Origin of the sequence: Pseudooceanicola marinus, from assembly GCF_002786295.1 — a bacterium.
In the GTDB taxonomy this organism is placed as follows: domain Bacteria; phylum Pseudomonadota; class Alphaproteobacteria; order Rhodobacterales; family Rhodobacteraceae; genus Pseudooceanicola; species Pseudooceanicola marinus.
Genome location: NZ_PGTC01000009.1, coordinates 491,251 through 517,023, shown reverse-complemented (window position 1 = coordinate 517,023; position 25,773 = coordinate 491,251). Strand labels below are relative to the sequence as shown.

General features: G+C 67.6%; 26 protein-coding genes and 2 tRNA genes. 6 read left to right on the top strand and 22 right to left on the bottom strand.

Annotated elements, in window-relative coordinates:
- Positions 1–88: 88 nt before the first annotated feature.
- A tRNA-Glu gene (locus CVM50_RS03565) sits at positions 89–163 on the top strand.
- A 145-nt stretch (positions 164–308) separates the two neighbouring features.
- Here CVM50_RS03565 and CVM50_RS03560 read toward each other — a convergent pair.
- The 4 genes from CVM50_RS03560 to CVM50_RS03545 all read right to left on the bottom strand — a co-directional run bounded on the left by CVM50_RS03560 (position 309) and on the right by CVM50_RS03545 (position 4,621).
- Positions 309–1,202, bottom strand: coding sequence for a glucokinase (locus tag CVM50_RS03560; RefSeq protein WP_157792123.1), 894 nt, complete (start codon positions 1,200–1,202; stop codon positions 309–311).
- Between the two features lie 319 nt (positions 1,203–1,521).
- Positions 1,522–2,946, bottom strand: coding sequence for an amidase (locus CVM50_RS03555; protein ID WP_198431842.1), 1,425 nt, complete (start codon positions 2,944–2,946; stop codon positions 1,522–1,524).
- A gap of 94 nt (positions 2,947–3,040) precedes the next feature.
- The gene (locus CVM50_RS03550; protein ID WP_085886084.1) at positions 3,041–3,754 is read right to left on the bottom strand and encodes a YoaK family protein; all 714 of its coding nucleotides are present in this window, start codon (positions 3,752–3,754) and stop codon (positions 3,041–3,043) included.
- An 84-nt stretch (positions 3,755–3,838) separates the two neighbouring features.
- Positions 3,839–4,621: an IclR family transcriptional regulator domain-containing protein gene (locus tag CVM50_RS03545; RefSeq protein WP_085886085.1), complete on the bottom strand. Its 783-nt coding sequence runs from the start codon at positions 4,619–4,621 to the stop codon at positions 3,839–3,841.
- Between the two features lie 151 nt (positions 4,622–4,772).
- On the opposite strand from CVM50_RS03545, the gene CVM50_RS03540 reads away from it, so the two are divergent.
- Genes CVM50_RS03540 through CVM50_RS03530 form a run of 3 tightly spaced genes read left to right on the top strand, consistent with a single transcriptional unit; the run spans position 4,773 to position 9,514 of the window.
- Complete coding sequence (locus CVM50_RS03540) at positions 4,773–6,710, top strand: TRAP transporter permease (protein WP_157792122.1); 1,938 nt, start codon at positions 4,773–4,775, stop codon at positions 6,708–6,710.
- A gap of 42 nt (positions 6,711–6,752) precedes the next feature.
- Positions 6,753–7,766, top strand: a complete 1,014-nt coding sequence (locus tag CVM50_RS03535; protein ID WP_085886087.1) for a TAXI family TRAP transporter solute-binding subunit — start codon at positions 6,753–6,755, stop codon at positions 7,764–7,766.
- Between the two features lie 56 nt (positions 7,767–7,822).
- Complete coding sequence (locus tag CVM50_RS03530) at positions 7,823–9,514, top strand: sulfatase-like hydrolase/transferase (RefSeq protein ID WP_085886088.1); 1,692 nt, start codon at positions 7,823–7,825, stop codon at positions 9,512–9,514.
- A 469-nt stretch (positions 9,515–9,983) separates the two neighbouring features.
- On the opposite strand, the gene CVM50_RS03525 is transcribed toward CVM50_RS03530, so the two are convergent.
- The 11 genes from CVM50_RS03525 to CVM50_RS03475 form a co-directional block, all read right to left on the bottom strand.
- Positions 9,984–10,394, bottom strand: a complete 411-nt coding sequence (locus CVM50_RS03525) for a VOC family protein (RefSeq protein ID WP_085886089.1) — start codon at positions 10,392–10,394, stop codon at positions 9,984–9,986.
- A 207-nt stretch (positions 10,395–10,601) separates the two neighbouring features.
- Positions 10,602–11,198 carry a LysE family translocator gene (locus CVM50_RS03520; protein ID WP_085886090.1) on the bottom strand — a complete coding sequence of 199 codons (597 nt, stop codon included), beginning with the start codon at positions 11,196–11,198 and terminating at the stop codon, positions 10,602–10,604.
- Positions 11,198–11,599, bottom strand: coding sequence for a DUF2000 domain-containing protein (locus tag CVM50_RS03515; protein WP_085886091.1), 402 nt, complete (start codon positions 11,597–11,599; stop codon positions 11,198–11,200). The genes CVM50_RS03520 and CVM50_RS03515 overlap by 1 nt, the downstream gene beginning before the upstream one ends.
- Before the next feature lie 68 nt (positions 11,600–11,667).
- A complete protein-coding gene (locus CVM50_RS03510; protein ID WP_232618139.1) occupies positions 11,668–12,543 on the bottom strand; it encodes an AraC family ligand binding domain-containing protein in 876 nt (291 codons plus the stop codon).
- 167 nt (positions 12,544–12,710) lie between these two features.
- Positions 12,711–13,340 (bottom strand): GntR family transcriptional regulator, encoded by a 630-nt coding sequence (locus CVM50_RS03505; protein ID WP_085886092.1) that lies wholly within the window; start codon positions 13,338–13,340, stop codon positions 12,711–12,713.
- Between the two features lie 11 nt (positions 13,341–13,351).
- Positions 13,352–14,425 (bottom strand): ABC transporter ATP-binding protein, encoded by a 1,074-nt coding sequence (locus CVM50_RS03500; RefSeq protein WP_085886093.1) that lies wholly within the window; start codon positions 14,423–14,425, stop codon positions 13,352–13,354.
- The gene (locus CVM50_RS03495; protein WP_085886094.1) at positions 14,418–16,154 is read right to left on the bottom strand and encodes an ABC transporter permease; all 1,737 of its coding nucleotides are present in this window, start codon (positions 16,152–16,154) and stop codon (positions 14,418–14,420) included. The genes CVM50_RS03500 and CVM50_RS03495 overlap by 8 nt, the downstream gene beginning before the upstream one ends.
- A gap of 57 nt (positions 16,155–16,211) precedes the next feature.
- Positions 16,212–17,303 carry an ABC transporter substrate-binding protein gene (locus CVM50_RS03490; RefSeq protein ID WP_085886095.1) on the bottom strand — a complete coding sequence of 364 codons (1,092 nt, stop codon included), beginning with the start codon at positions 17,301–17,303 and terminating at the stop codon, positions 16,212–16,214.
- Entirely contained in the window at positions 17,300–18,025 is a 726-nt protein-coding gene (locus tag CVM50_RS03485) for an alpha/beta hydrolase (RefSeq protein ID WP_232618138.1), read from the bottom strand. The genes CVM50_RS03490 and CVM50_RS03485 overlap by 4 nt, the downstream gene beginning before the upstream one ends.
- A gap of 255 nt (positions 18,026–18,280) precedes the next feature.
- The gene (locus CVM50_RS03480) at positions 18,281–19,111 is read right to left on the bottom strand and encodes a carbon-nitrogen hydrolase family protein (RefSeq protein WP_085886097.1); all 831 of its coding nucleotides are present in this window, start codon (positions 19,109–19,111) and stop codon (positions 18,281–18,283) included.
- Positions 19,108–20,013, bottom strand: a complete 906-nt coding sequence (locus tag CVM50_RS03475) for a proline iminopeptidase-family hydrolase (RefSeq protein WP_085886615.1) — start codon at positions 20,011–20,013, stop codon at positions 19,108–19,110. Before CVM50_RS03475 ends, CVM50_RS03480 begins: the two co-directional genes overlap by 4 nt.
- Positions 20,014–20,138: 125 nt before the next feature.
- Here CVM50_RS03475 and CVM50_RS03470 point away from each other — a divergent pair, with 125 nt between their 5' ends.
- On the top strand, positions 20,139–20,909 hold the full coding sequence (locus CVM50_RS03470; RefSeq protein ID WP_085886098.1) for an HpcH/HpaI aldolase family protein: 771 nt from the start codon (positions 20,139–20,141) through the stop codon (positions 20,907–20,909).
- Here CVM50_RS03470 and CVM50_RS03465 read toward each other — a convergent pair.
- On the bottom strand, positions 20,891–21,574 hold the full coding sequence (locus tag CVM50_RS03465; RefSeq protein WP_085886099.1) for a helix-turn-helix transcriptional regulator: 684 nt from the start codon (positions 21,572–21,574) through the stop codon (positions 20,891–20,893). The two genes, CVM50_RS03470 and CVM50_RS03465, sit on opposite strands and share 19 nt — an antisense overlap.
- Complete coding sequence (locus CVM50_RS03460; RefSeq protein WP_085886100.1) at positions 21,574–22,248, bottom strand: RraA family protein; 675 nt, start codon at positions 22,246–22,248, stop codon at positions 21,574–21,576. Before CVM50_RS03460 ends, CVM50_RS03465 begins: the two co-directional genes overlap by 1 nt.
- Positions 22,249–22,353: 105 nt before the next feature.
- Between CVM50_RS03460 and CVM50_RS03455 the strand changes: the two genes are divergently transcribed.
- A complete protein-coding gene (locus CVM50_RS03455) occupies positions 22,354–23,220 on the top strand; it encodes a LysR family transcriptional regulator (RefSeq protein ID WP_085886101.1) in 867 nt (288 codons plus the stop codon).
- A 181-nt stretch (positions 23,221–23,401) separates the two neighbouring features.
- Here the strand turns inward: CVM50_RS03455 and CVM50_RS03450 are convergent.
- The 5 genes from CVM50_RS03450 to infA form a co-directional block, all read right to left on the bottom strand.
- Positions 23,402–23,476: transfer RNA gene (locus tag CVM50_RS03450), tRNA-Phe, on the bottom strand.
- Positions 23,477–23,617: 141 nt separating this feature from the next.
- On the bottom strand, positions 23,618–23,818 hold the full coding sequence (locus tag CVM50_RS03445; protein WP_085886102.1) for a DNA gyrase inhibitor YacG: 201 nt from the start codon (positions 23,816–23,818) through the stop codon (positions 23,618–23,620).
- The gene (locus CVM50_RS03440) at positions 23,799–24,908 is read right to left on the bottom strand and encodes a ribonuclease E/G (protein ID WP_085886103.1); all 1,110 of its coding nucleotides are present in this window, start codon (positions 24,906–24,908) and stop codon (positions 23,799–23,801) included. The genes CVM50_RS03445 and CVM50_RS03440 overlap by 20 nt, the downstream gene beginning before the upstream one ends.
- The gene (locus CVM50_RS03435) at positions 24,905–25,492 is read right to left on the bottom strand and encodes a Maf family protein (RefSeq protein ID WP_085886104.1); all 588 of its coding nucleotides are present in this window, start codon (positions 25,490–25,492) and stop codon (positions 24,905–24,907) included. Before CVM50_RS03435 ends, CVM50_RS03440 begins: the two co-directional genes overlap by 4 nt.
- A 48-nt stretch (positions 25,493–25,540) precedes the next feature.
- Positions 25,541–25,759, bottom strand: coding sequence for a translation initiation factor IF-1 (infA, locus tag CVM50_RS03430; protein WP_010137880.1), 219 nt, complete (start codon positions 25,757–25,759; stop codon positions 25,541–25,543).
- Positions 25,760–25,773 lie beyond the last annotated feature (14 nt).

Genomic DNA, 25,773 nt, shown 5'->3' with positions numbered 1-25,773 from the left:
GCAGAAAGAGGTCACGTCGGAATAAGGTGGCACAGCAGCGACTTGTGCGACATAGGTTCGTAGCGTCCCGCGCCCTGAACCGTCCCGTGGCCCGTTCGTCTATCGGTTAGGACGCCAGGTTTTCAACCTGGAAAGAGGGGTTCGATTCCCCTACGGGCTACCACTTTTTCTCAAAGGCTTAGACTGTCGCCACCGTACAGACCATCGCTCTACGGTTTGCTTGCCTCTGCGGAGGTCCGGCAGCGCGCTCGGAGGATGCCAGCGTACGAAGGACGTCGGGCGCCCTCCCGGACGCCCGCAAAGGAATCTCAGGCCGCGGCGCAGCCCGCCAGGGCGGCGGTGTCATCTAGGATCAGCTTCACCGGCACGTGCCAGGCGGTGTCCAGCGCCAGCGGTCGGCCATAGGCCTCGGCAAAGGCCGGGCCGCCGCCGTTTTGCAGCACGGCGCGCGCGACGCCGCCGGCGAAATGGATCCCCTGCCCCGGCAGGAAGGCCAGGGTCAGGTCCTGCGCCAGCATGGCCATCAGCCCGGCGTAGAAGATCACGTGATCCACCATCTCGGCGTCGTCCGATCCCATCAGCTTGGCGGGCGTCTCGCTACGACCGGTGGACAGGTGCCACAGCCGTTCGAACCCGCGCCCCGAGAACAGGTGTTCGACCGTCTCGAATCCATGCGCGGCTCCCTTGGCCCGCGCCGACACCGCCTCGTGGATACGGGCGGCCAGCTGCACATGGCCCATCTCGGCCTTGGGGACCACGGGGCCGTCGTCACGGATCACCACGGGACTGACGTTGAACCCGGTGCCGATCCCCGCGACCAGCGCCTGGTTGCCCCAGGCCGGCGTACCCTCGGTCACCATCCGCACGCCATCGGCCGACAGGGACGGCACGGAGTAGCCCAGAGCCTCAAGATCGTTGATCAGGCGCGCCTCCGGCGCGTAGTTCTCGATCAGCCGCTCGATCTGGAAGGACCAGTCGCGGTTGGTCAGCCGGGCATGATCCCCTGTCACCGGGCCGGCCACGGCCACACACACCCGGTCCAGCGCTCCGGGCGCGGCCTCGGCCAGGTAGTGATCGGCCGCGGCATAGAAGGTGGCGAAATCATCGTTGCGGAAGGCCCGGATGGTCTGCGGCAGGATCCGCGCCCCCTCGGCCAGCGCGAAGCGCACGTTGGTTCCGCCCACATCAGCAACCAGTTTCATCGTTCCCTCGCCGAAAGCTGTCGTCGCTGGCTGCATAGCCAATGTTAGCGGTAAAACCAATGGCAAGCGGCATCAGATCGCCGTTTTTCGCCACCTCACGCCGCATCGCAAGGCGGCGGCAGCGCGCCCCGCCCGGTTCACTCCAGACTGCACCTCCCACGGCCCCCTTGCAACGCCCTGACGTCACGGATCAGCGCCCCGAAGCGCGCCCCTTGCAGCCGGGGCGCCTCGCCCCTGTCCATTTGTTGGCCGGAAATATACCGGGGGGAATTGAGCCCGCGAGGGCTCAAAGGGGGCAGCGCCCCCTCCCCGCCCAAGCTCACGGGCAATGCGCCGGATCGAGATCCTGCCACCAGCGCGCCAGGGCCAGCACGTCCGCATCCGCGCCACGCGCGCCGATGATCTGCAGCGACAGGGGCAGCCCCGCCTCGCTCGGCCCGGCGGGCACCACGGCGGCGGGCTGTTGCGACAGGTTGATGGGATAGCTGAAGCCCGCCCAGTCGTACCAGCGCGTCAACCCGCTGTCCGGCGGCACCTCCTGCCCGGCGGCGAAGGGCAGCACGGCGCAGCCCGGGGCGATGAGCAGGTCATAGTCTTCCATCAGCCGATCCATCTGCGCGCCGAAGGCCGCCCGGCGCCCCATGGCCCGGATGTAGTCGGAGGTGCTCCAGCCGCCCGCCTGCTCGGCCACCGCCAGAAGGCCCGGGTCGAGCCGGTCGCGCGGCAGGTCCCCCAGCGGGCCGAAGCTTTCCAGCCTGACGCGGGCTCCGCTGAACCACAGGCAGGTGGCGATGTCGTAAAGCTCATCCGCCATGGGCAGGGTCACCTCCTCCACGACGGCGCCGGCCGCCGCAAGGCGGGCGCTCGCGGTACTGAGGGAGGCGGCGACCTCGGGATCCACGGCCCCGCGCGGCGGGGCGGACCAGACCCCGATGCGCAGGGTTTCCGGGCGCGCCGTCACCGGGTCGAGCGGCGGCAGGACCCCTGCGCCCTGATACCAGTCCCGGCGGTCACGTCCCGACAGGGCGGCCAGCATCGCCTCCACGTCCTCCACCCGGCGAGCCATGGGGCCGATATGGGCCATGGTACCATAGGGCGACGGAGGCGCGGCGGGCACGCGGCCAAAGGTGGGTTTGATCCCGGATGTGCCGGTGAAGGCCGCCGGAATGCGGATTGAGCCGCCCCCATCCGTGCCGAGATGCAGCACGCCTGCGCCCGTGGCGGCGGCCACCGCCGCCCCGCCCGACGACCCGCCCGGCGTCAGCGCCGGGTCCCAGGGGTTCAGGGTCACCCCGTCGCGGGCGCTGTCCGTCACCGCCTTCCAGCCGAACTCGGGCATCGTCGTCTGGCCGATGAAGACCATGCCGGCGGCGCGCAGCCGGGCGACGCAGGGGGCATCCTCGGTCGCCGGCGTGTCGTCCAGCAAGGTGCTGCCATGGGTCAGCGGCCATCCTTGCGTCGCCACCAGGTTCTTCAGCGTCCCGGGCACCCCGTCGATGGGCGACAGGGGCGTGCCCGCCTGCCAGCGCCGCTCGGCCTCGACAGCGGAAGCCAGGGCGCTTTCGGCCTCCAGCCGGGTGAAGGCGTTGAACCTTCCCTGCACCTCTTCCGCACGGGCCAATGCGGCGCGCGTCACCTCGACCGGAGACAGACGGCGGGCCGCATAGGCCTCGGTCAGCTCGGCGGCGGACAGGCGGCAGAGCTCGGGCGCATCGGAGATCGGGGAAGAGGCAGGTGTCGGCACGGGGCGGCTCCGGTCATTGGGAAATATGGCAACCATGCTGCCGGAAACGGGCCCGGAAGGAAAAGGAAAACCCGACGCGGCAGTTCGGGACGCCTCAGCCCTCGGGCGCGAAGCTGCGCCGCAGTTGCGGCACCGCCAGCGCGAACAGCAGCAGCGCCACGGCGAGGAAGACCACGGGGCCCGTCAGCTCATAACCCCAGACGCCCGCCAGACCACCGCCGAAGAAGGCCAACAGGGTCGCCAGGTGCAACCCCAGCCGGGCCGCGACCAGGCGGCGGGTGTCATGGGGGGCCGCGCCGGGGCTGGCCAGGGCGGCCAGTTCCAGCCCGATGTCTGTGGCGATACCCGAGACATGGCTGGTGCGCACCCGCCCGTCGGAAATCCGCGTGGTGGCCGCGTTCTGCAACCCCATCAGCGCGCTGAGACCGATCAGCATCACGTGCCCGGCAAAGGCCACGGACCAGTAGAGATCCATCAGCGCCAGCACCACCAGCAGCGCCGCCTCCAGCAGGATGCTGAAGGCATAGATGCCCCGGATGCGCCGCCGATGCCCCGCCTCGATCAGCAGGCCAGAAACGAAGGCCCCCAGGACGAAGGCCAGCACCAGCAGGAAGAACCAGAGCGCGGTGCCGATCCGACCCAGGGCCAGCATGTCCGACAGCGTCGACACGTTGCCCGTCATGTTGGCGGAGAAATAGCCCAGGGCGCGGAACCCCGCGGCATTCACGGCGCCCGCAGCCAGGGCCAGCCAGACCGCCAGGCGCAGATCGACCGAGACGCTGCGATCGGCTCCGGCATGTATCAGCATGGTGCACTCCCTGCGCGGCCCGCCGTCCGGACCCGGGCGCAGTCTATCGCCCGCACCGGTAGGTGCAATCACCCCCTCCGCCGCTCAGCCGGCAGGCGCCCCCTGCCCCTCTTCCCAGGCCGAGGCGATCTCCTGCGCCACATCCCGCAGAGCCTCCAGATGGGCGGTAGCGAACTCGGCTTCGGACTGGGCACTGAGGACCCAGGACAGGTTTACCGCCGCGATCACCCGGCCCTGCGAAAGCACCGGCACGGCGATGGCGGACACCAGCGCCTCCCGCCGGACGTTGACGAAATAGCCCGGGTGGCGCGTGGCATAGCCGCGGGCGCGGGTCTCCTCGATCAGCTGGGCCACCTTGTCGGGATGGGCCGCCAGGCGGTCGTGCGGTTCGTCGCTTTTCCGCAGGTCGTCCAGGATCGCCTCCCGCTCCGCCTCCGGGCTCCAGGCGAGGATAGCGCGGCCCATGGCCGAGGGCAGGACATGTATGCCGTAGTTGACCACCCGGTTGACCAGGAAGGGCGACATGCGGCGCGAGGTTTCCAGCACGCGGATCGTGCGCGTGTCGTAGACGCCGACGTCCGAGGGCCAGAGCACCTTCTGGCACAGCCGGTCCAGCGGCGGGCCGGAAATCTGCGCCAGACGCCGTTCCGGCGCCGGTCCGTGGACGCCTTGTGCGCCCGGATGCCACAACCCGTCGGCCAGTCCGCGCCGCGCATGCCCCGCCTCCTCCAGCGTCAGCAGGATGCGCAGCAGCGTGGCCTTGGCCAACCCGCTCTGCCGCGCCAACTCGGCCAGGCTCAGCGGCCCGCTGCCCTGCAGCAGGTCCATCACGCTCAGGCCGCGCCGCAGGCTCTCAATACGTTTCAAGCGGCTCCTCCCCGCCCCGGTCAGGGGCACGCCGGCGCCCTGCCGACGTTTCACCAAGTGAAACACGTCCGCATTTCCCTTTCAAGGCGAACTGACTTGGGGGAACCTCCGGACAGTGCATGTCGGGGAGGACATGCCAAGGGAGGATATCATGGAAAGCACCCCCAAACCGCGCCCCCTGGGGCGGGCAGTGGCGTCTTTGGCCTGGATCGGCGCGGTCGCGCTGGCGCTGGCCGGGGTCTGGATCGCGGGCTTCGGCGGCACCAGCGAGACCCTGCTGCGCATTGGCAGTTTCACCCTGGCGGCCGGCGTCCTGCTGGTGTCGCGAATCCAGCTACGGCTGGAGCAGGACAAGCCGTGGATGATCGCGCTGGACCTCGTGCTGCTGGCGGCGCTCGGCGTGGCGATGCAGCGCTACGCGGCCATCGGCGAGGCGCTGGAGATCGGCCTCTACTTCTTCCAGCCGTCCGATATCGCCATCGGCGTCGCCGGGGTCGTCGTGCTGATGGAGCTGACCCGCCGCGCCTTCGGCCTGCCGCTGGTGGTCGTCTGCCTGCTGGCGGTGGCCTATGCGCTGTACGGGCGCTACCTGCCCTGGATCTTCGAACATGGCGGCTATTCCCTGCAGCAGGTGATGCAGGTGATCTGGTATTCCTTCGACGGCGTCTTCGGGCGGCCCCTGTCGGTGGTTACCACGCTGATCCTGGTCTTCATCGTCTTCGGCGCCATCCTGGAAGCCGTCGGCGCGGGCCCCGTGCTGCTGCGTTTCGCCTTCGCCGCCACGGGGCGGATGCGGGGCGGGCCGGCCCATGCGGCCATCGCCGCCAGCGGGGTCTTCGGCACCATGTCGGGCTCCGTCTCCGGCAACGTGGTGGGCACCGGGGTCATGACCATCCCGATGATCGTCAAGCGCGGCTTCCCGGCGCGCTATGCCGGGGGCGTGGAGGCCGCGGCCTCCTCCGGCGGGCAGTTCATGCCGCCGATCATGGGCGCGGTGGCCTTCATCATGTCGGACGTGACCGGCATCCCCTACCTGACCATCTGCCTCGCGGCCCTGCTGCCGGCGCTGTTCTACTACGCCTCGCTTTTCGTCGCCGTCCACCTGGAGGCGGTGTCGCGCGACATCCGCCCCATCCCCCGGCGCGAGCTGCCGGTACTGACGGGGCACGACTGGCGTATGTCGCTGTGCTTCCTGCTGCCGCTGGCGCTGATGCTGGCGATCATGATCTCGGGCCGCTCGCCGGCCATGGCGGGTTTCTGGGCGGTGATCTCGGCCATCGGGCTGGGCTTCGTGCTGAACCCCGAGGTACGCCGCAGCCCGCAGGTCATCCTGGAGGGGCTGCGACAGGGCGGACTGGCCGCCGCGCAGATCCTGATCGCCGTGGCGGCCATCGGCATCGTCATCGGGGTGATGAACATGACCGGGCTCGGCCTGCGCTTTGCCGGGATCATCCAGGACATCTCGGGCGACTCGCTGTTCCTGTCGCTGGTCATGATGATGCTGGGCTCGCTGGTGCTGGGCATGGGCATGCCAACGGTGCCGGCCTACCTGATCGTGATCCTGGTCATGGGGCCGGCCATCCAGATGATGGGCGTGCCGGTGGTCATCGCGCATCTCTTCGTCGTCTACTTCGGCGTGCTGAGCTCCATCACGCCCCCGGTGGCCATCGCGGCCTTCGCCGCCGCGCCGATCGCGAAGGCCAACCCGGTGGCCATCGGTGTGGACGCCTGCCGCATCGCGCTGATCGGGTTCATCATTCCCTTCGTGCTGGTCTACAACCCCTCGCTCAGCCTCGTCACCGGTTTCACCTGGGCGGGCCTGGCCTGGGTCTGCCTGCGACTGACGCTGACCATCTGGCTCTTCTCCACCGGCTTCTCCGGCTATGCCTCGGCCCGGCTGGGCGCTCCGGAGCGCGCACTGCGCTTTGCCCTGGGCCTGGGCGTGCTGGTGCCGATGATCTGGGTCGAGGCGGCCTGCACCCTCGTGGCGCTGGCGCTGGTCTGGCGCGACTGGCAGGGCCGCCTGCGCGACAGCGACGACGCCCCCGCCCCGGAGCGGGCCGATACCATCCCCGCAGAGGCGCCCTAGCGCCCTGCCTCACCACCTCACGTCGATCAGGGAGGATAAGACATGAGCACACTGAAAGCGGCCCTCGGGCTGACCCTCGCCCTGGCCACGGCCCCCGTGGCCCAGGCCAAGGAGTTCTACACCATGGCCACGCTCGGCCCCGGCTCGTCACCCTACCTGGTGATGAGCACGGCAGCCCAGATCGTGGGCGACCGGCTGGATGACGTGGAGATCCAGGTCAACGCCACCGGCTCTGCCACCCAGCACGCGCTGGAAGCGGGCGCCGGCCAGCTCGATTTCTTCATGTGGTCGGCCAGCGTCCATGCCTTCATGCAGGAGGGCGCGGCGATGTACGCCAAGGTGCCCCAGGCGCCGGAGCTGAGCGGGAACCTGCGCGCCGTATTCGCTTTCCCCCTGGGCCTTTACCACATCACCACCTACGCGGATTCCGGCATCACCTCGCTGGACGATCTGGCGGGCAAGACCGTCTTCCTCGGCCCGCCGGGCGGCGGCGCCACGACGATCATGCAGCGCGTGGTCGAAGGGGCCACGGGGCTTGTGCCGGGCGAGGACTTCGAACAGGCCCGCCTGGGCTGGGACGCCGCTGCGCAGGCCTTCCAGGATGGCCGGCTGGATGTCTACGTAAACTCCACCAACGCGCCCTCGCCCGTCATCCAGCAGTTCGCCCTGGGGCGCAAGATCCGCTTCCTCGGCCTGACCGAGGAGCAGATGGCGAAGCCCCCCGTGCAGGCGATCCTGAACCGTCCCGGCGGCACGCTCGGCACCATCGAGGCCGGCACCTACGGCGACAACCAGGTGAACGAGGCGGCGGTGCAGACCCTTGGCTCCACCGTCGGCATCGGCGCCGGGCAGCACGTGCCGGCCGATGCGGTCTACGAGATCACCAAGGCCTTCTGGGACGGCGTGGCCGAGATGCAGGAAAACGCCCCCTGGCTGCGCAACATCCAGCTGGAGATCGCCCTGCAGGACCTGAACCTGCCGCTGCACCCCGGCGCCCTGCGCTATTACGAAGAGATCGGGATGACGATCCCCGACGCGCTGCGCCCTGCAGAGTGACACCGACGGCCCGGTCCCCGCGCGGGGGCCGGGCGCCCCAGACGAAGGACGATGACGTGCCCGAGACCCGCAATATCCTCTTCATCATGTTCGACCAGCTGCGGTGGGATTACCTCAGCTGCTACGGCCATCCGCATCTTAAGACCCCGCACCTCGACCGGCTTGCGGCGAAGGGCGTGCGCTTCGACCGGGCCTATATCCAGTCGCCGATCTGCGGCTCGTCCCGCATGTCGACCTACACCGGTCGCTACGTGCATTCCCACGGCGCCAGCTGGAACGGCATCCCGCTGAAGGTGGGCGAGCTGACCATGGGCGATCACCTGCGCGCCGCCGGCATGTCGTGCCACCTGATCGGCAAGACCCATATGCGCGCCGATGCCGAGGGCATGGCCCGGCTGGGGATCGAGCCCGACAGCCTGATCGGCGTGCGCGTCGCCGAATGCGGCTTCGACGTGGTGGAACGCGACGACGGCATGCGCCCCGAAGGCCCCGACGGTCTTTACGACGAAGGCGGTGCCGCGCGCTACAACGACTACCTGCGCGCCAAGGGCTACGACAGCGACAACCCCTGGCACGACTTCGCCAACTCGGGCCGCGATGCAGAGGGCAACGTGCTGTCCGGCTGGTTCCTGAAGAACTCCGACCAGGAGGCGAACATCGCCGAGGAGGACAGCGAGACCCCCTACCTGACCCGCCGCGCGATCGAATGGATCGACCAGGCGCAGGCCAGCGGTGCCGGGCCCTGGTGCTGTCACCTCAGCTACATCAAGCCGCACTGGCCCTACGTGGTGCCCGCCCCCTATCACGACATGTTCGGCCCCCAGGACGTGATCCCCGCGATCCGGTCCGACGCGGAATACCGCGAGGCGCATGAGGTGATGAAGGCCTTCATGGACGCCCCCGTGGGCCGCGCCTTCTCCCGCGATGAGGTGCGCAACCCGGTGGTGCAGGCCTATATGGGCCTGATCAAGCAATGCGACGACCAGATGGGGGAGCTGTTCGCCTATCTCGAACGGACGGGTCGGATGGAGGACACGATGATCGTCGTCACCTCCGACCACGGGGATTTCCTGGGCGATCACTGGATGGGAGAGAAGATGTTCTTCCAGAACGCCTCGGTGAAGGTGCCGATGATCGTCTATGACCCCTCGCCGGCCGCCGATGCGACCCGCGGCACCGTGTCGGACGCACTGGTGGAATGCATCGACCTGGCGCCGACCTTTGTCGAGGTGGCGGGCGGAAAGGTCGCCGATCACATCCTCGAAGGGGAAAGCCTGCTGCCACTGCTGCATGGCACCGCGACGGACACCAGGCGGGATTTCGTGATCTGCGAATACGACTACTCCGCCTCTCCCATCGCCGCCCGCTTCGACCTGTCGGTGCGCGACGCGGTGATGTTCATGGTGGCCGACAAACGCTGGAAGCTGGTGCATTTCGAGGGCGGCTTCCGCCCGATCCTCTTCGACATGGAAACCGACCCGGACGAGCTGGTCGATCTGGGCGAAGATCCGGCCCATGCCGAGGTCGTCGATGCCATGTACGAGAAGCTCTTCCGCTGGGCGCGGCGCACCGCGCAGCGCACCACCCGCAGCGCCGAACAGCTGGAGGCGATGCGTTCGAAGTCAGGCCGGCGCGGGGTGATGATCGGCATCTATGATGAGAACGACGTGCCGCTGGAACTGACGGTGAAATACCGCGACCGCAAGGTGCCCGACCGCCGCCGGGGCGCAGCCACGCCAGGCGACTGACGCCCCGCCCGCAAGGCCAGTGACCCGCAAGGCCGGTGCCCCCGTCGGGGCGCCGGCCTTTTCGGTTTGCCGTGTGGCGAAAGACTGGCTGTCATGAAAGCGTCCCGGCCAAAGGTGCTCAGATCCGACCATCAGTGGATCTTCGAGCCAGGTGGCCAAGGAGTTCCGGGTCCCGGCAGCGATCTCGAAGCGAGCGCGCCGACTGGTCTTGCTCTGCGTGATCGAATTCCGCTCCTAGGCTTGGCCGGCAGCGTAGACGTCCGCAACCTTCAGCCTGATGAGATCGCAGCCGCGACGTTTCCGGCCGTTGGTACGGCCCCTGTTCCAAGCTGGACGACGGGCACGGAGGACGGGAAGGTCGGCAGCAGGCATGACGTGTCCTGCGATCCGCCTCATACCACCTCATCGCCCATCCGATGCCGGCGTGAAATCGTATCACGCCGCGATGCCGCAAGTCTGCTCCGAGCCCTCAGTTGCCTGTTCCGCGCCGGTCAGGACGAGCATACTCGATCAGATCCCAACGATTCCCCCACGGGTCCTTCCAGACGACGACACGCCCGTAAGGTTCATCGCGCGGCAGCGTTTCGAACTCTACGTTTGCTGCTTTAAGACGCTCGTAGTCACCTGCGAAATCTTCGGTTTCCAGGAAAAGCCAGACACGTCCACCGCCCTGCTCTCCGATAGACCTGGACTGTCGATCTTCGGCAGCACGGGCGAGCAAAATCTCGGTTTCTGCGCCTGGGGGGGCGATCCGCACCCATCGTTTCCCGTTTCCAAGATCGGTATCCTCCCGGCACTCAAAACCAATGCTGCGGAAGAAATTGAGAGCTGTGTCGTAATCCGGGACCAGCAATGAAAAATGGGAGATGCGGACGGGCATAAATGGGGCTCACGACAGGATGATGACGGAACGATCGTAAAGCACAGTTTTGCTTGGCTTGCACTGTTCCGAAATTTGGATCGCAGCTTCGTCCGCACGGCAGACGCCCGGGCGCAACGCAGCAAGCGGCAGCTTTCCACCCTTCGTGTCGGTGCTTGGCGGCATGCTGCGCCTGGCACCACGGACTGCTGAGCGGACAGCGGACAGTTAGGGTACGGTTTGCACCAGCATCCACGCGACCGACACAGCGAGGATCAGTGCCATGACGCGGTTGAACAGACGCATCTGGCTTTGCCCGATCCGAGCTCCGCCCCATGCCCAAGCGGCCAGGGACAACCAGCAGATCGCGCCGAACAGGATGGTGAAAACGGCCATTCCGGTGGTGCGATCCTCCAGTGGCAGCACGAAGGTCGAGAGGGATGAGAACACCGCAAGCCAGGCTTTCGGGTTAAGACCCTGAACCACGACTCCGGACCAGAAGCCGGGAATCCCGGGGGCGCTGTCCGCAGGGTGTCCACCACCGCCCCGAAGCAGCCCCCATGCCATCCACAAGAGATAGGCGGAGCCAGCAAGGGTCATCGGCCGTGCCAGTGCCAGAACCCACTCGGTTCCGATCATCATCCCGCTTCCGACAATCACAAGCAGCGCGAGGAAGCTGGCAGTCGCACCGCCGACAAAGCGCAGCGCCCGGAACGCTCCATGCCTCGCGCCCGTCATTGCGCCGATGATGTTGACCGGCCCCGGCGTCGCAGAGGACGCCAGCGCAAAGCCACACATGGCCAGAAGCGTCTCCAGCGGCGGCATCAGCGCACCAACGGCAGGCTGCCGCAGATCCGGTCCACAGCCTTTCGAGGTCCGGCCAGCAGGATCGCCTGCGGCGCGTGACCCGCCAGTGGCGCTGCGGCGATACGGGCGGAATAGTCCGCATAGTCGCGGGCCTCGAAGGCCGCGCGCATATAGGCCAGCCGCAGCGGAAGGCCAGCCGCAGCGGCAAAGAGCGTCGGCAGGTCGGCCGCTGAGGCCCCGAGGACCGGAAGCGCAACCGTCGTGATCCCGCCCAGCACCTGACCGTCCTGTGTGGTCGTGGCGGCACCGACCAGATCGGGGCGCAGTTGCCCCAGGCTCATGCCCAGGACGGCGGCGAAATTGGCCTTCAGCCCGGTGGGCAGGGCCTCATCCAAAATGAGAACAGGTTTCTGGGACATAGCTGGATCCTTTTTTGGGACCTGCCATGTCACACCGGTTGCCATGCGGGATTGGACGAAATTGACCTTCAGTGCCGGATCAGAGCGCCCGGCGTCACACCGTAGTGGCGGCGGAACTGCCGGATCAGATGCGCCTGATCGCAGAACCCGGCAGCAATGGCTGCCTCGGCGGCAGGTGTACCGTCCAGCAGCAAGCGGCGTGCCAGGTCGACGCGCGCCCGCAGCACGTGGCCATGTGGTGTCAGGCCGGTGGCGCGGGTCGTGCTGCGGATCAGGTAGGACGGGTTTAAACCCACCTGCTCGGCCAGAACGGACAGGCTCAGGCTCTCGCCATCCGCGACACCGGCCTCGATCCGCTCCAGCAGGGTGCGAATGGCAGCGGGTTCACGGCCCGACTGCCGCAATTCGGCCCCGCCGTAATGCGCGAAAGCCTGTGCCAGCACCGCATGCACGGCCTCTTCGGCCTCCAGTCGGCCAGCAATTTCTGTCGGGCTGTTGAGGGACCGCGACAACCGCGCCAGTGCCCTCGTCACCCGCAACCCTCGATCCTGCGGAGCGATCTCTGCAAAGCCCCGCAAGTCACGCAGCCCCAGCACTGCGCGCACCGCGGCCTCCGGGGCATAGAGCATATTGTATCGCACACGATCTGCCGCTGCGCGGCCGGTATGGGGCTCATCGGGGTTCATGAGTGAAAGCGAGCCGGCAGGCAGCACCATGCTTTCCCCCCGGCATTGGTATCCACCCGCGCCCTCTCCGATCGCACCGATGGCAAAGCCTTCATGCGCGTGGCGGGCGAAAGTCTGATTGCTGAATGAGGCTTCGAATAGTTCGATGCCGTGAAACCAGCCCAGATGGTGATAGCGATTGCGCTGCATGGGATCGCTATATCGCTGCTCCACCCCATCGTGAAGGGCCCCTTTGGGCTCCTTGTGGACCTTTGCCACCTTTGCCACACCCGGCACCGATGGCCGCTACGGACTGGCTACGGCCACTCGATCCACTGGGCGCCAGTGACCGGATCTGGCCGAGAGCTTTCGTCCATATTGGCTGCGGCACGATCAGGTGCATGTCCACGTTGTTCCTGTGCACCAAGCCTCTGCAAGACACGCCCTTATGAAGGATCCTGCCACCGGGTCAGATGCTGTCGTATCAACTGCCGGAGCGCCTCCACATCACGAGATGCAACCGCTCTCGCCATATCAAGGTGATCCTGGCTCGACCGGCGGACGTTGGCGCCAACGGACCAGCTGGACCAGTCACCCGGAAGATCCCGTTCGCGCAGATCGTTGATCGTATCGGCCAGCAGGCCGTTGGCCAGCGGCGCGACCAGGGCGCGATGGAAGGCGTGGTTGAGGGCCCGCATCTCCGGGTAGGTCACCTGATCCACCCCCGCGTCGAAGGCTTCTGCAGCCTCCTGAATGCGGGCCACGTCCTGCGCGGTGGCAGTGGCGATGATCGCTTCCGCCGCCGGAAGTTCCAGCAACAGCCGCACCTCGGTAATCTCTGCGCGCACCTCGGCAGAGGGCTGCACCACGCGGAAACCACGGTTGGGGACGTGCTCCACCATCTGCCCTGCCGCCAGCGTCGCCAGGGCCGACCGCGCCGAGGCGCGTGTGCACTTGTAGCGGTCCTGAAGATCGATCTGGCGCAGCCATTCCCCCGGGCGCAGCGCGCCCAGCAGGATGTCGTTGCGCAGTCGCTCCGTCACGTCCGCGGAGACGATGGTGTCTGACTTGCTCACGCCCCTGCCCTCTACTTATCGGCGGCGAAGACCACCGCATCCTGTTCCCGGATCCAGATACGCCCGGCGCCGCGCGGCTGCGGCGTCTCGACGCTCAGCCGGATCGACGTGCCGGCCACATGGGCCTCCTGCTCGAAATGATCTCCCAGGTAGCTCTCGGCCCCGAACTCCACTTTGAGTTCAGACGCATTTTCAAGCGGTTCGCAACTGACCAGATGCGGACGCACTGCCAGAAGCTGCGCACCGGGCGCCAGCTGGGCTTCCGGCGTATGGGCGCGGATCAGCTGGCCGTCGCTCAGCGTGACCTCGCAAGGGCCAGCCTCGGGGACTGCCGGGCCGGAGACCTGGAGCAGGTTGGCGTTGCCGATGAAACTGGCCGCGAAGGGGTGGCGCGGCGCGCGCCAGATCTCCTGCGGGGTGCCCAGTTGCACCACCTTGCCACCGCGCATGACGACGATGCGGTCGGACATGGCCAGGGCCTCGTCCTGATCGTGGGTGACATAGATCGTGGTCAGGCCCAGTTCCCGCTGGATGTCCTTCAGCCAGACCCGCGCCTGCTGGCGCAGCTGCGCGTCGAGGTTCGACAGCGGCTCGTCCAGCAGCAGCAGCGGCGGGCGGAAGACGATGGCGCGGGCCAGGGCCACACGTTGCTGCTGCCCGCCTGACAGCTCACCTGGATAGCGCTTGGCCAAGGCGCCCAGTTCCACCAGCTCCAACGCATCGGCGACGCGATTCGCCCGTTCGGCCCCAGGAACCTTGCGCAGCTTCAGCGCCATGCCGACGTTGTCTTCCACCGACAGGTGCGGCCAGAGTGCGTAGCTTTGGAACACCACGCCGAAGCCGCGCGCCTCTGGCGGCAGGTAGGCGCCGGTTTCCGCATCTGCCAACACGCGGCTGCCAAAGGTGATACGCCCGCCCGTGGGCTGATCGAGCCCTGCGATGGAGGCCAGCGTCGTGGACTTGCCGCAGCCCGAGGGCCCGAGGAGGGTCAGGAACTCCCCCTCCTGCACGGTCAGGTTGATGCCGTCGATGGCCAGCGCCGGACCATAGCGGCGCGACAGGTCGGTGAGAACGAGTTCAGTCATAGATCTTAACCTTGAAGAGGACGCGGGCGAGGATCAGCAGCACAGCGATCAGCACGATCTGGAAGGAGGCGAAGGCAGCCAGCGGCCCCACGTCCCCGTTGGTCCAGAGGGACAGCATCGACACGCCCATGACCTCCAGCCCCGGGGCCATCAGGAAGATGGCGATGATGTAGGACTTCAGGTGGAACACGAAGAGCAGGATGAAGCTGCCCAGCAGAGCGGGTTTCAGGAGCGGCAGCAGCACGATCCGCATGGCACCAAGCCAGTCGGCACCGACAGTGCGGGCGGCCTTGTCCAGGTCACGACCGATCTGCACGATGGCGGGCTGGATGACGCCCAGGGCCAGCGGCAGTGTCGCCATCACATAGGCCACGACGATGATCCCGATGTTGCCCCGCAACCAGCCCATCGGCGGCAGGATCACCGCGGCGTAGAAGACGCCGAGGCCGGTGATCATGCCCGGAATGATACGCGGCGAATAGGCCAGCGCCTCCAGCGAGCCGGACCAGCGGAAGTCCGAGCGTTGGATCACCAGGGCGACGGCCACCGCCAGCACGGTCCCGAGGCTGGCCGACAGAAGCGAGATTTCAACCGTGTTCCAGATCGCCCGCACATTCGCCTCATCCGCGAAGAGCTTGGCGAAGTTGTTGAGCGTCAGCACCTGGGTGACCGGCACCAGCGGCGACAGGAAGGAGGTGAAGGCGCGCAGGATGATCCCCGCCACCGGCACGACGACCGTGGCCAGCAGCAGCGTGGCAAAGACCGCCGCCAGCGGCCAGCGCAACCGGCCAAGGCTGAGCGTCATCGGGCGCGTGCCCTTGCCCTTCACCGTTTCATAGCGGTGGCCTTGGCGCAGCAGGATGCGCTGCACGATCAGGGTCGATCCGACCAGAGCCATCAGCAGCAGGGAAGAGGCTGCCACCAGTCCGTGGTTCGGGTTCGAGGCCGCAATGCCCTCGCCGTAGAGAAAGGTCGAGAGGGTGTCGATGCGGGCCGGCCGGGCCAGGAACAGAGGGATCGACAGGGTTTCCACCGCGATGACCAGGTTCAGCGCCGTGGAGGTGATGATCGACGGGATCATCAGTGGCAGCGTGACCTTGCGCAACACCTGCAGGGGTCCTGCCCCAACGGTGCGGGCCGCGCTTTCCAGCGTCGAGTCGACCGAACGCACCGCGCCGTAGAGGCAGTAGAGATAGGCCAGCGGCGCCTGGCTGACGCCGGCCACGACGGCCATGCCGGCGATGGAATAGAGGTTCCACGGCGTGCCGCCGCCCACCTGCTGGGTGATCGACTGCGTGATGAAGCCAGAGGGGCCGTACATCACTACCCAGCCTAGGGCGAAGATGAGGTGCGACAGGTAGAGCGGCCACATCAGCACATCGCCCATGATCTTGCGCCCCGGCATGTCGGTGCGCCCGATCAGCAGGGCCGCGGCAATGCCCAGCACTTCGGCGATCACCACGCTGAACAGCGCGAAAAGGCCGGTGGTCAGGGCGATGCGGCCGATCCGCTCATCGCGGACCAGCTGGCCGATGTTGTCCAGCGTGAACTGCCAGCCATCGGAATAGAGCGGTCGGTCGACGAAGACCTGCAGCAGGATCGGCAGCGCGGGCGCCAACATCAGCGCGGCCGTGATCGCGAAGATCAGCCATTGCGCCAGTCGGGCGCGATCGTAGGGCGGCGCGGCGCCCGGGGCCGGGTCGGACCCGGTCAGGGACAGGTGGGCCATGGAAACTTCCTTTCAGGTCGGGACCGGCGCGGGGAGCGGTGCGCCGGTCCCTTCAGGTCACATCTTGAAGGCGTCGCCCCAACGGGCGTTGAAGGCCTCGAAGTTCGCGACCATCTCGGGATCATAGTCGACCAGGATCAGGTTCTCCTCGCCGCCGATGGCCGCAAGCACGTCATCCAGCGAGAAGGCGGTTTCGCCCTCGGGCGTGACGCCGGGGCGATAGGCGGTCAGCTTACCTGCCGCCACGCCGTACTGGCCGGCCTCCGACAGAACGAAGTCCAGGAAGACCCGCGCCGCTGCACCATGCGGGGCCTCGGCGGTGATGCCCATACCGCGCAGGAAGACCGGCGTCCCGTCCGAGGGGAAGGTCCAGCCCAGCACCTGGCCGATACCGTCATCAAGCTTGCCGAAGACCACCGGGCCGGACACGAAGAAGGAGGACGACAGCTCACCCGTCAGCGTGCGTTCGATCATCCCGCCTGCGCCGCCGCCCGGACGGGTCAACGGACCAGCGGAGGCGAACCAATCCCAAGCCGCATCGCCGTGGAACTTGGCGAAGGCGTAACCGATGGAGCCGCCGAAGGCGTAGCGCCCGTCATAGGTGCCAACCTTGCCCTCGAAAATCTCCGGGTGGGCCACGATGTTCTCGAAGTACTGCTGCATGGAGCTGACCTGCAGTTCCTCCGGGACGGTGATCTTGTTGTAGATCGTCACCATCGGGTCGGCCGAGAAGGTGTAGAGGCCGGGCTCAGGGTAGGACCAGGCCGGCAGGTTTGCCTGCTCGGGCGAGACGTAGTCGGCCAGGGTGCCGGCCTCGACCGCGCGGATCCAGTCGGGGATCGAGTTGGCAATGACCAGGTCCGCACTGTCGACACCGGTGCCGATCTCCGCCTCGTAGCGGGAGAAGGCCTCCGAGGGGCCCATCTCCACCGACTGCACCTCGATGTCCGGATAGGCCTCGTTGAAGGCCTCCACCACCGGGCCGAGGTTGGTGTTGGACAGGTTGGTGTAGATCAGCAGCGCCCCTTCGGTCCTGGCCTGGGCGATCAGTTCTGCGTAGTCGGCGGGGTAGCCAGCGGGGACGTCCTGCGCCTGAACGGCGCCGGCGGTCAGCAGGGCCGCGGCCCCGGCGATCCAGTAACGGGTCATGTTTCACTCCTGTTGGTGGTCTGAGGTTGGCTTGCGTCTTGGGTTTCGTCCAGCCAGCCGCGCAGGATCTGCGCAGCGGCCCCGGCGCAGGGGGCAAGCTTGTGCCCCACGCCGGCAATTTCGGTGTAGGTGACCGGGGTGCCATGGGCCGCCAGGTCGTCCCTCAGGCTGCGTGCCTTGTCCTGGCGCGACAGCCCCGCAAGGTCGGCATCGGCAGAGCCGAAGCGGGTGCCCGGTGCGCGGGACACCAGCCCCGCCGCGCGATCCTCGGCGCCGATCAGGATCGACGTGGGCAGCCGCGCCAGCCCTGCAAGGTCCGGCGCTTCGCCCAAGGCGGCCTCTGCCCCCTTCAGGCCGGGCCACCAGGCCACGTCCTCGCGCAGCAATGTCACGCCGCCCGGCGCCGCCAGGATCAGCCCGTCAAGGCGGCTGGCCCGGACGAGCGCATAGCGCTGCGCGAACTGCGCCCCACCGGAAAATCCGAAAAGCCATAGCGCCCGGGGCGCCTGCCCGAGGTGTCGAAGCGCGTCCTCCAGGATCGCGTCCATAAGCGCCAGGTAGTCAGCGCTGCCGCCGCGCAGGAACTTGTAATCATCCGCCACATCCTCCCCTTCCACCCTTTCCGGGAAATAGGGCAGCAGCAGGTTGACCTCGCCCCCGAGGTCCAACCCATGCAACAGACCACGCAGGTCGCGGTCGCTACCATGGGCCGCGATCAACAAGGGCGCGCCGGGTCGGTGCGCCGGCCGCAAGACGTACCGCCAACCGCCCGGGGGCAGCCCGCGAACGGGCAAGCCGTCCAGTCGTGCATCAAGGGTCGTCAAGGGATCGGAAGCGGTGGCAGGTGTCATTCGGAAGCTTTCAGACAGGTATTTTCGGGCGAGGCGCGTCGGGGCTGACGCTTTGCCGCCGATATTGGCGCCAATTCGAGGCTTGTCAATTTTGGAACAATTGCAAGGCTCGCCGCACCAGGGGTGTCAGGTTTCATGCCTCACACCCTCCAGCAGGCGGGTCTGGCGCAGCACCGGCAGGCGTCGACGGGTTTCCGCGACCTGCGTCGGGTCGATCTCGGCCAAGATCACCGCTGGATCATCTTCGGCGGCCGCCAGCACCTCGCCCAGGGGGGAAATGATCCGCGACTGGCCGAAGGTCGTCACCCCGTCACGGGTGCCGCATTGCGCCGCCGCCACGACGTAAGAGCCGGTTTCGATGGCGCGCGCCTTCAGCAACGGCTCCCAATGCAGCGGTCCCGTGATCGGCGAGAAGGACGCAGGGATCATCAGCACCCCCGCCCCGGCGCTGGCCAGCGCCCGGAAAAGATAGGGAAACCGCAGATCATAGCAGATGGCCAACCCCAGCGTCTGCCCCGCCGCGTCACAGGTGATGGCGCCCCGCTCGCCGGGCGCGACCACGCGGCTTTCGATGAAATCCCCTGCCCCGCCCAAGGCCACGTCGAAGGTATGCAGCTTGTCGTAGCGTGCGGTGATCCGCCCGTCCGGAGCAATCATGTGGGCCCGGTTATGGATCCGCTCCCCGTGCTCCTGCCGCAGGAGAAGAGAGCCGGTGTGCAGCCAGATCCCCAGCTCGGCCGCCAGCGCGCGGCACAGGGCCAGCGTGCGGTCCTCGGCCTCGGTGCGGCAAGTTTCGAGGTAGTCAAACTGGTCGCGCAGCAGCAGGTTGGCGGCTTCCGGCAGGCTGACAACCTGCGCGCCCTGTCCGGCGGCCTGCCGGACCAGTCTGTCGATCTCTGCATTGTTGGCCGCGACATCGGCCGTCGAGCACATCTGGATTGCAGCGAAGCAGGTCATGCGGCCACCTCGTCCAGGAAGCTGGCAACGCTGCGCATGCAAAGCGCGGGTTCTTCGACGTGGGGCATATGGCTGGACCGCCCGAGGATCACCCACTGCGCGCCGGGGATCTTCTCGGCGTAGGCCTCGGCAGCGCGCGGCGTCGCCTCGTCATAGCGTCCGGTCAGCACCAGCGTCGGCGCGGTGACCCGGTGCAGGCGGTCCTCGATGGTCCAGTCCTTCAGCGTGCCGATGACGTGAAACTCGGTCGGGCCGTTCATGGTGTGATAGACAGTCGGATCGGCGTCGATCGCGTCGAAGGTGGCCACCACCTCGGCCGGCCAGGGGTCGATGCGACAGACATGGGCGCGGTAGAAAACCTCGGTCGCGGCGAGGTAGTCGGGATGGCTGAAATCGTCGGTCGCCTCATGGGCCAGAAGCGCCTCATGCACCCCGCCCGGCAGATCCCGGCGCAGGCGCAGTGCCTCCTCCACCCAGATCGGGAAGGAGCTTGGGGAATTGGCGATCATCAATCCCTTCAGCCCGGCGGGGCGAAGGACGGCGTGTTCCGCTGCCAGCATCCCGCCCCAGCTTTGCCCCAGAAGACAATAGCGGTCGCGCAGACCGAGATGATCCAGCAGCGTATCGAGTTCCTCAAGGAACAGCTCCACCGTCCAGAACTCTGCCCCCGCTTCGGGCAGGTGGGTGGAGCGGCCATTGCCCAGCTGGTCGTAATGCACCACGGCGCGGCCCGTTTCGGCAATGGCGCGGTAGGCGTCGAGGTAATCATGGGTGCAGCCCGGCCCGCCATGGGCAACGATCAGCGGCGGCGGCCCGGCGCGCAGGTCGCCCGTCACGCGGTACCAGGTCCGGTGCCCCCGGAAGGGGCAATGGCCCTCTTCGCTGATCATCTCCTGCGGCATGCTGCCCTCCTTCATTCCGTCCACCGATCCTGCGCGAACCCGCCCCGACCACGTAAGCTGCAAGATCTTGCAGGCTGCCATGCCCCACTGCCACCGCTAGCCTTGCGCCAAAACGGAGCGATGCGATGTCCTCTTCCGACAGATCCCTGCGCCTGACCCTGCTGGGCGGCACGCCCCTGGCAGGCGCGTTTCTCTTCCTCGGCGCCCCGGACGTGGCAGAGGTGATGGCCAGTGCCGGGCTGCCCCTGCTGATCGTCGACCGCGAACATGCGGCGGCTGACCTGTCCGGCGCCCTGCATGAGTTGCGCGCCATCCGCTCTGTCTCAGACGCCTTCGTCATGGCCCGCGCCCGCGACGGATCGCCCGGAGCGATCAAGCCGCTGCTGGATGCGGGCTTCGACGGGGTGATGGTGGCCGACGTGCGCAGCGCGGCGCAGGCCCGCGCCATCGCCGAGGCGGCGCGCTATGCGCCATTGGGTCGGCGCGGGGCGCAGTTCACCGTGTCGCGCGCCGCGGACTACGGGGCCGAGGAGGACCACGCGGCGCGGGCAAATGACGCGCTGCTGGTGGCGGTGATGATCGAAAGCCGTGCGGGACTGGAGGCGATCCCCGAGATCGCCGCCGTGCCCGGCATCGACCTGCTGTTCCTCGGCCCGCTGGACCTGACGACGGATTACGGCACCTTCGGCGACCTCACCTCGCCCGAACTGGCCGACGCTCTGCGTCGGGCGGAGGCAGCGATCCGTTCCAGCGGCAAGATGCTGGGGGGCGCCTGCCTGCCCGGCGAGACGGCGCAGGACCTCTTTGCGCGGGGCCATGCCCTGGTCTCTGCCACCTCCGACGTCGGCCTGCTGCGCGAGGCGGCCAATCGCGCGGTTCAGGCGATCCAGCCCTGACGGGTGGCCAGCGCCACCGCGTGAGAGCGGTTGCGCGCCCCCAGCTTGACCGCTGCCGCCTGAAGGTGCTTCACCACCATGCTTTCGGACCGCCCCAGAACATGGGCAATCTGCTTGGCCGATAGCCCTTCGGCGGTATGGCCCAGACATTCCGCCTCGCGCGGGGACAGCGGCCCCCGCCCTGTGGCCGTGCCGATCCGGTCCTGCACCCCGAAGGCCATCAACGCGAAGCGCGCCAGAGCCGCCTCCCCCACCTCTGCCTCTACAAAGGCCGTCAGCGTGGCGAAGCCGCGCCCGGGCAGGTGCAGAGGCACCGTCATACCGCGCCCCAATCCCCAGGACAGCAGCCGCTCCCGCACCTCGCCCACCTCGGGCCGTTCAAGGTCGGCGGCGATGCGCGAGGGCTCTCCGGCGTGATAGCTCCAGGCGAAGGGTTGCAGCATCCGCGCCGCCCGCCCCTGCACCGGATCGGCCCGGTAAAGTGCCCGGCCACACCAGTCCGCCACCAGCTGCTCGGCACTGCCGCGGGCCTCGATCACCTCGGGCAAGATGAAGCGGGCCGGGTCGGGGCTGAAGGGCTGCGGGGAATAATCGTAGACCAGCCCCAGCACCCCTGGCGCAAGGGCAGCGAAGGCCTGATCGACTTGCGCCCCTGCCGCCGCCATCAGGCGATCTCCTCGGCCTGGGCAGCCACCATCTTGCTGGCGCCAGACAGCTCTCCGATGGGATGGCCAGCTGCCACGCCGGCGATGGTACGATCGGTCAGCGCCTGTAGCGCCTCGGCCTTCGCCAGAACACCGTCCAGCTCTGCTGCATGCAAGCTCACGACGCCCAGGTCGTCAGCCAGGATCGCATCCCCCGCCAGCACCGGAACGCCACCGACCGACACGGGGCGGTTCATCGCGCCCCCCTGCCCGGTCAACCGCGTGGTCAGCACCGCCATGCCGCAACTGAAGACCGGCAGGCCAAGCTCCGCCAGTTCCTGCGTATCGGTGTGGCAGCCGTCGATCACCACCCCGGCGGCCCCGGCATTGCGGATCGCCCGGGCCACGCCACCGCCCAGGCACGCCGCCCGCCGGTCCCCCCGCCGGTCGATCACCAGGACGTCTCCGGGCCGCAGCAAGCCCGCCGCATGATGCAGCAGCGTTGAATCGAACCCCGGCAGACTGAGGGTCACCGCGGTGCCCACCAGCCGTGCCACCGGCGCCACCGGGCGGATTTCCGGCGCCATCACCCCACGATCCAGAAAGTGCCCCAGCAGGACGGTCTCGAACTGGGCCAGCCGTTCCAGCCTGTCGGCGGTGATCATGACGGGCATGGGGGCAAGGGAATAGGTCATGGGATCTCCAACTCTTTTTCCCTATCACGCAACAGGTTCGCGGGCCTGGTCCACTTGAAATAGCTGATCCATGCGATAAAATTTTCCTATCACATCGGGGGCAACATGCAGATCCATAGCCTGCGCACCTTCTACTGGGTCAATCGCCTCGGCAGCTTCCGCAAGGCGGCGGAGGCGCTGAACATCTCGCAACCCTCCGTCTCGGCCAGGATCCGCGGACTGGAGGAGGAGCTGGGCGTGACGCTGGTGCTGCGCGATGCCGGCCTCAGCCTCACCCCCCAGGGCGCAGAGCTTTTGGACTACGCACGCCAGGTGCTGCGCCTGACAGACGACCTGTCGTTTCAGAACGCCCCGCAGTCCCGCGCAACCCGGCTGCGGCTGGGCGCCAACGGGCCAGTGGCGGCCACCTGGCTGATGGCGCTGGTCGACCACATGGAAGCGCGGCACCCGGCCCTGCGGCTGGAGATCGAAGTGAACCAGAGCGCGACTTTGCTCAAACATCTCACCACCGGCCAGCTCGACCTCGCCTTCCTCTCGACCGACACGGCGCAACCGGAGCTGAAGCTCGTGCCAGTGGGACAGTTCCCCATGATATGGGTCGGTGCCCCGTCCCGCTATGGCGACACGCTCGACGAAGAGGCCCTCTCCCGCTCCCCCATCATCGGCTACAATTGGGACTCCCCGATCCACGACAGCACCCGCACCCCCGCATTCGGCGCTGGCCGGCACCATCGTTTCACCCATTCCGACAGCCTCTTCATGATGATCCGCCTTGCCGTGAACGGCATGGGCCTGGCCCTGGTACCCGAGCTTGCCGTTCGGCAGGAACTGGAGAGCGGCCAGCTGGTCCGGATCATCGTCGAACGCCCCCCAGGCCCTCTCGAGGTCTCTGCGGCCTATCGCCGGGAAACCCTTTCCACCGCCGCCCAGGACGCCCTGACCTTCGCGGGCCACGCCATGCCGCCGCAATAGCCAAGGCTGAAATCCAGCAACGCGCAGCTGCGCTCAAGGTTTACCTCAGGGTGAGAGGACACACGGCGGCTGAAGTAGAACATTCAAGCCTTGCGAAAGGTGAACGTGGGCGAGGAAATGGTCTGCGGCTCCCGGTACAAGCGAGAAGCTGAAGCGAAACCAATGATTCACGGGAGTGTAATGGTGCCCGGGGGCGGAATCGAACCACCGACACGAGGATTTTCAATCCACTGCTCTACCCCTGAGCTACCCGGGCACGGGAACGGCGTTTGCCGTTGGGTGGAGGCGTTCTAGGCGAGGGGCGCGGGAGTGTCCAGAGGGTTTTTGCAAAAAGATGCGCCCCTCTTGCGACACGCCCCAAACGGCCGCGGGACGGCGCCCAACACCCCGGAACCGTTCAGGAAAACCGCTGCGACTTCAACGCCTTCTCAACCTCTTCCTCGACCGCGTCGATGGCCGCCTCGATGTCCTCCGGGTTGGTCGAGGGCACGGCATAGCTGCCGTTCATCCAGCGCGCCAGGTCGCGGTCCGCGCATCGCCGCGAGCAGAAGGGGCGATAGTCAGGATCGGTCTTTCCGTTACAGATCGGACAGGTCATCGGCATAGCTTTCCGCAAAGTGGTCCAGCGGAAGCCGGGCGCGTTTCCGCTGCAGTTCGTAGTTACCCAGGGGCGACCAACCGGCCAGGACCGTGTCCACCGGATCGCTCTTGAAGGCTGCACGGAGGACGCTTTCGAACTGGCGGCGGTCCTTCTTCCCCATGGGGGCGAGGTCCAGGTAGATGATGCCGCCCAGACCCCGCACGCGCAGGATGCGGGGCAGCTCGCGGGCGGCGGCCAGGTTGGCCTTGAACCCGGCTGCGGGGCTGTTGTCGCCGCCGGTGTTCACATCGACGCAGACCGCCGCGCGGGTGGCCTCGACGAAGACGCGTCCGCCGCCCGGCAGCGACAGGCCCGACCACATCGGCGCGGCCAGCTCCAGCACCTCGGCGAGCTCGAAGGCGCTCTGGCGCTCCTTCGCGGGCAGCGCGGCGCTGTCCAGCACGTCGCCCACCTCCCAGTCGCGCAGGGCGAGATCATGGGCGGACGGGCCGTCGAGCAAGAGCTCGGCCTCCGCCCCCTCATCCGCCAGCACCTGTTCGGCCAGATCGGCCATGGCGCGGATATCCTCGGCCACGGCCTCGGGATCCGCCTCGGCACAGACCGAGCGCAGGATCAGCCCCGCGCCCCGCGCGGCCACCGGGTGATCGGCGAAACACTCATGCGCCAGCACCTGCAGCTCATCGCGCAGGTCATCGTCCTTGATGGAGCGCGAGATGTTCATCCCGGGCGCGCCGGGGGTGACGATGGCATAGCGGCTCTTGAACAGGATCTTGGCGGTGACCGGCAGGGCCTTGCCCGGCTCGGGGTAGCCGGTGACCTGGACCAGCATCACATCGCCCGGAGCGATGCCCTTGACCTGACGCAGGAAGGCGGCGCCGTCGGGGGTGGTCACGAACATGCCCCCCTGCCCTTTCACGGGTCGGTCGGCCACGGCGCGATAGATCGTGCCGGGGGCCACCTGGGCGGGATGATCCACCAGCAGGTCCATCAGACGGCCATCCTCGATCAGGGCGGCCATTTCCACGGTTTCCTCGCCCTCGGGCGTGGGGAACACCCGGGTGTCGAGAACGATCTGACGGCCCTTCATGCGATGGCCTCCCTGTCCTGCCACAGCGGCCATCCGGCGGCTGTCAGCAGCGTGGCGGTTTCGGCCAGGGGCAGACCCATGACCGCGGAATAGGAGCCCTGAAGCCAGGGCACGAAGGCACCCGCAGGCCCCTGGATGCCATAGCCCCCGGCCTTGCCCTGCCAGTCGCCGGTGGCGAGATAACCGTTCACCTCGTCATCCGAGAGGTGCTTCATCTTCACCGCTGTCACCACGTCGCGTTGCCAGAGCTGATCGCCCCGCTTCACCGCAAGAGCGGTGACGACGCGGTGGCGCCGGCCCGACATGGCGTAGAGGAACGCGGCCGCCTCGCCCGCATCCGCGGGCTTGCCCAGAATGCGGCGCCCGAGGGCCACGGTGGTATCGGCCACCAGCACGATCTCATCCTCGGCGGCAGGCACGGCCTGCGCCTTTTCCCGGGCCATGCGCTGACAATAGGGGCGCGGCAGCTCGGCCCTAGCGGGCGTTTCATCAATGTCGGGGGGGCGGATGTCGTCGGGAACGACCCCCAGCTGGGCCAGAAGCTCCAGCCGCCGGGGGCTGCCCGATCCGAGGACGAGTTTCAAGTCAGGCCCTCTTGTTTGGGACGTGAGTCGCGCACACTGCGCGCGGCGTCACTTGAAGCGGTAGTTGATCCGACCCTTGGTCAGATCGTAGGGGGTCATTTCGACCTGCACCTTGTCGCCAGCCAGAACGCGGATGCGGTTCTTGCGCATCTTGCCTGCCGTATGTGCGATGATTTCATGGCCGTTCTCGAGCTCGACCCGGAATGTCGCATTGGGCAGGAGTTCCTTCACGACGCCGGGGAATTCGAGAATGTCTTCCTTGGCCATGTGGTCTCCTGTTT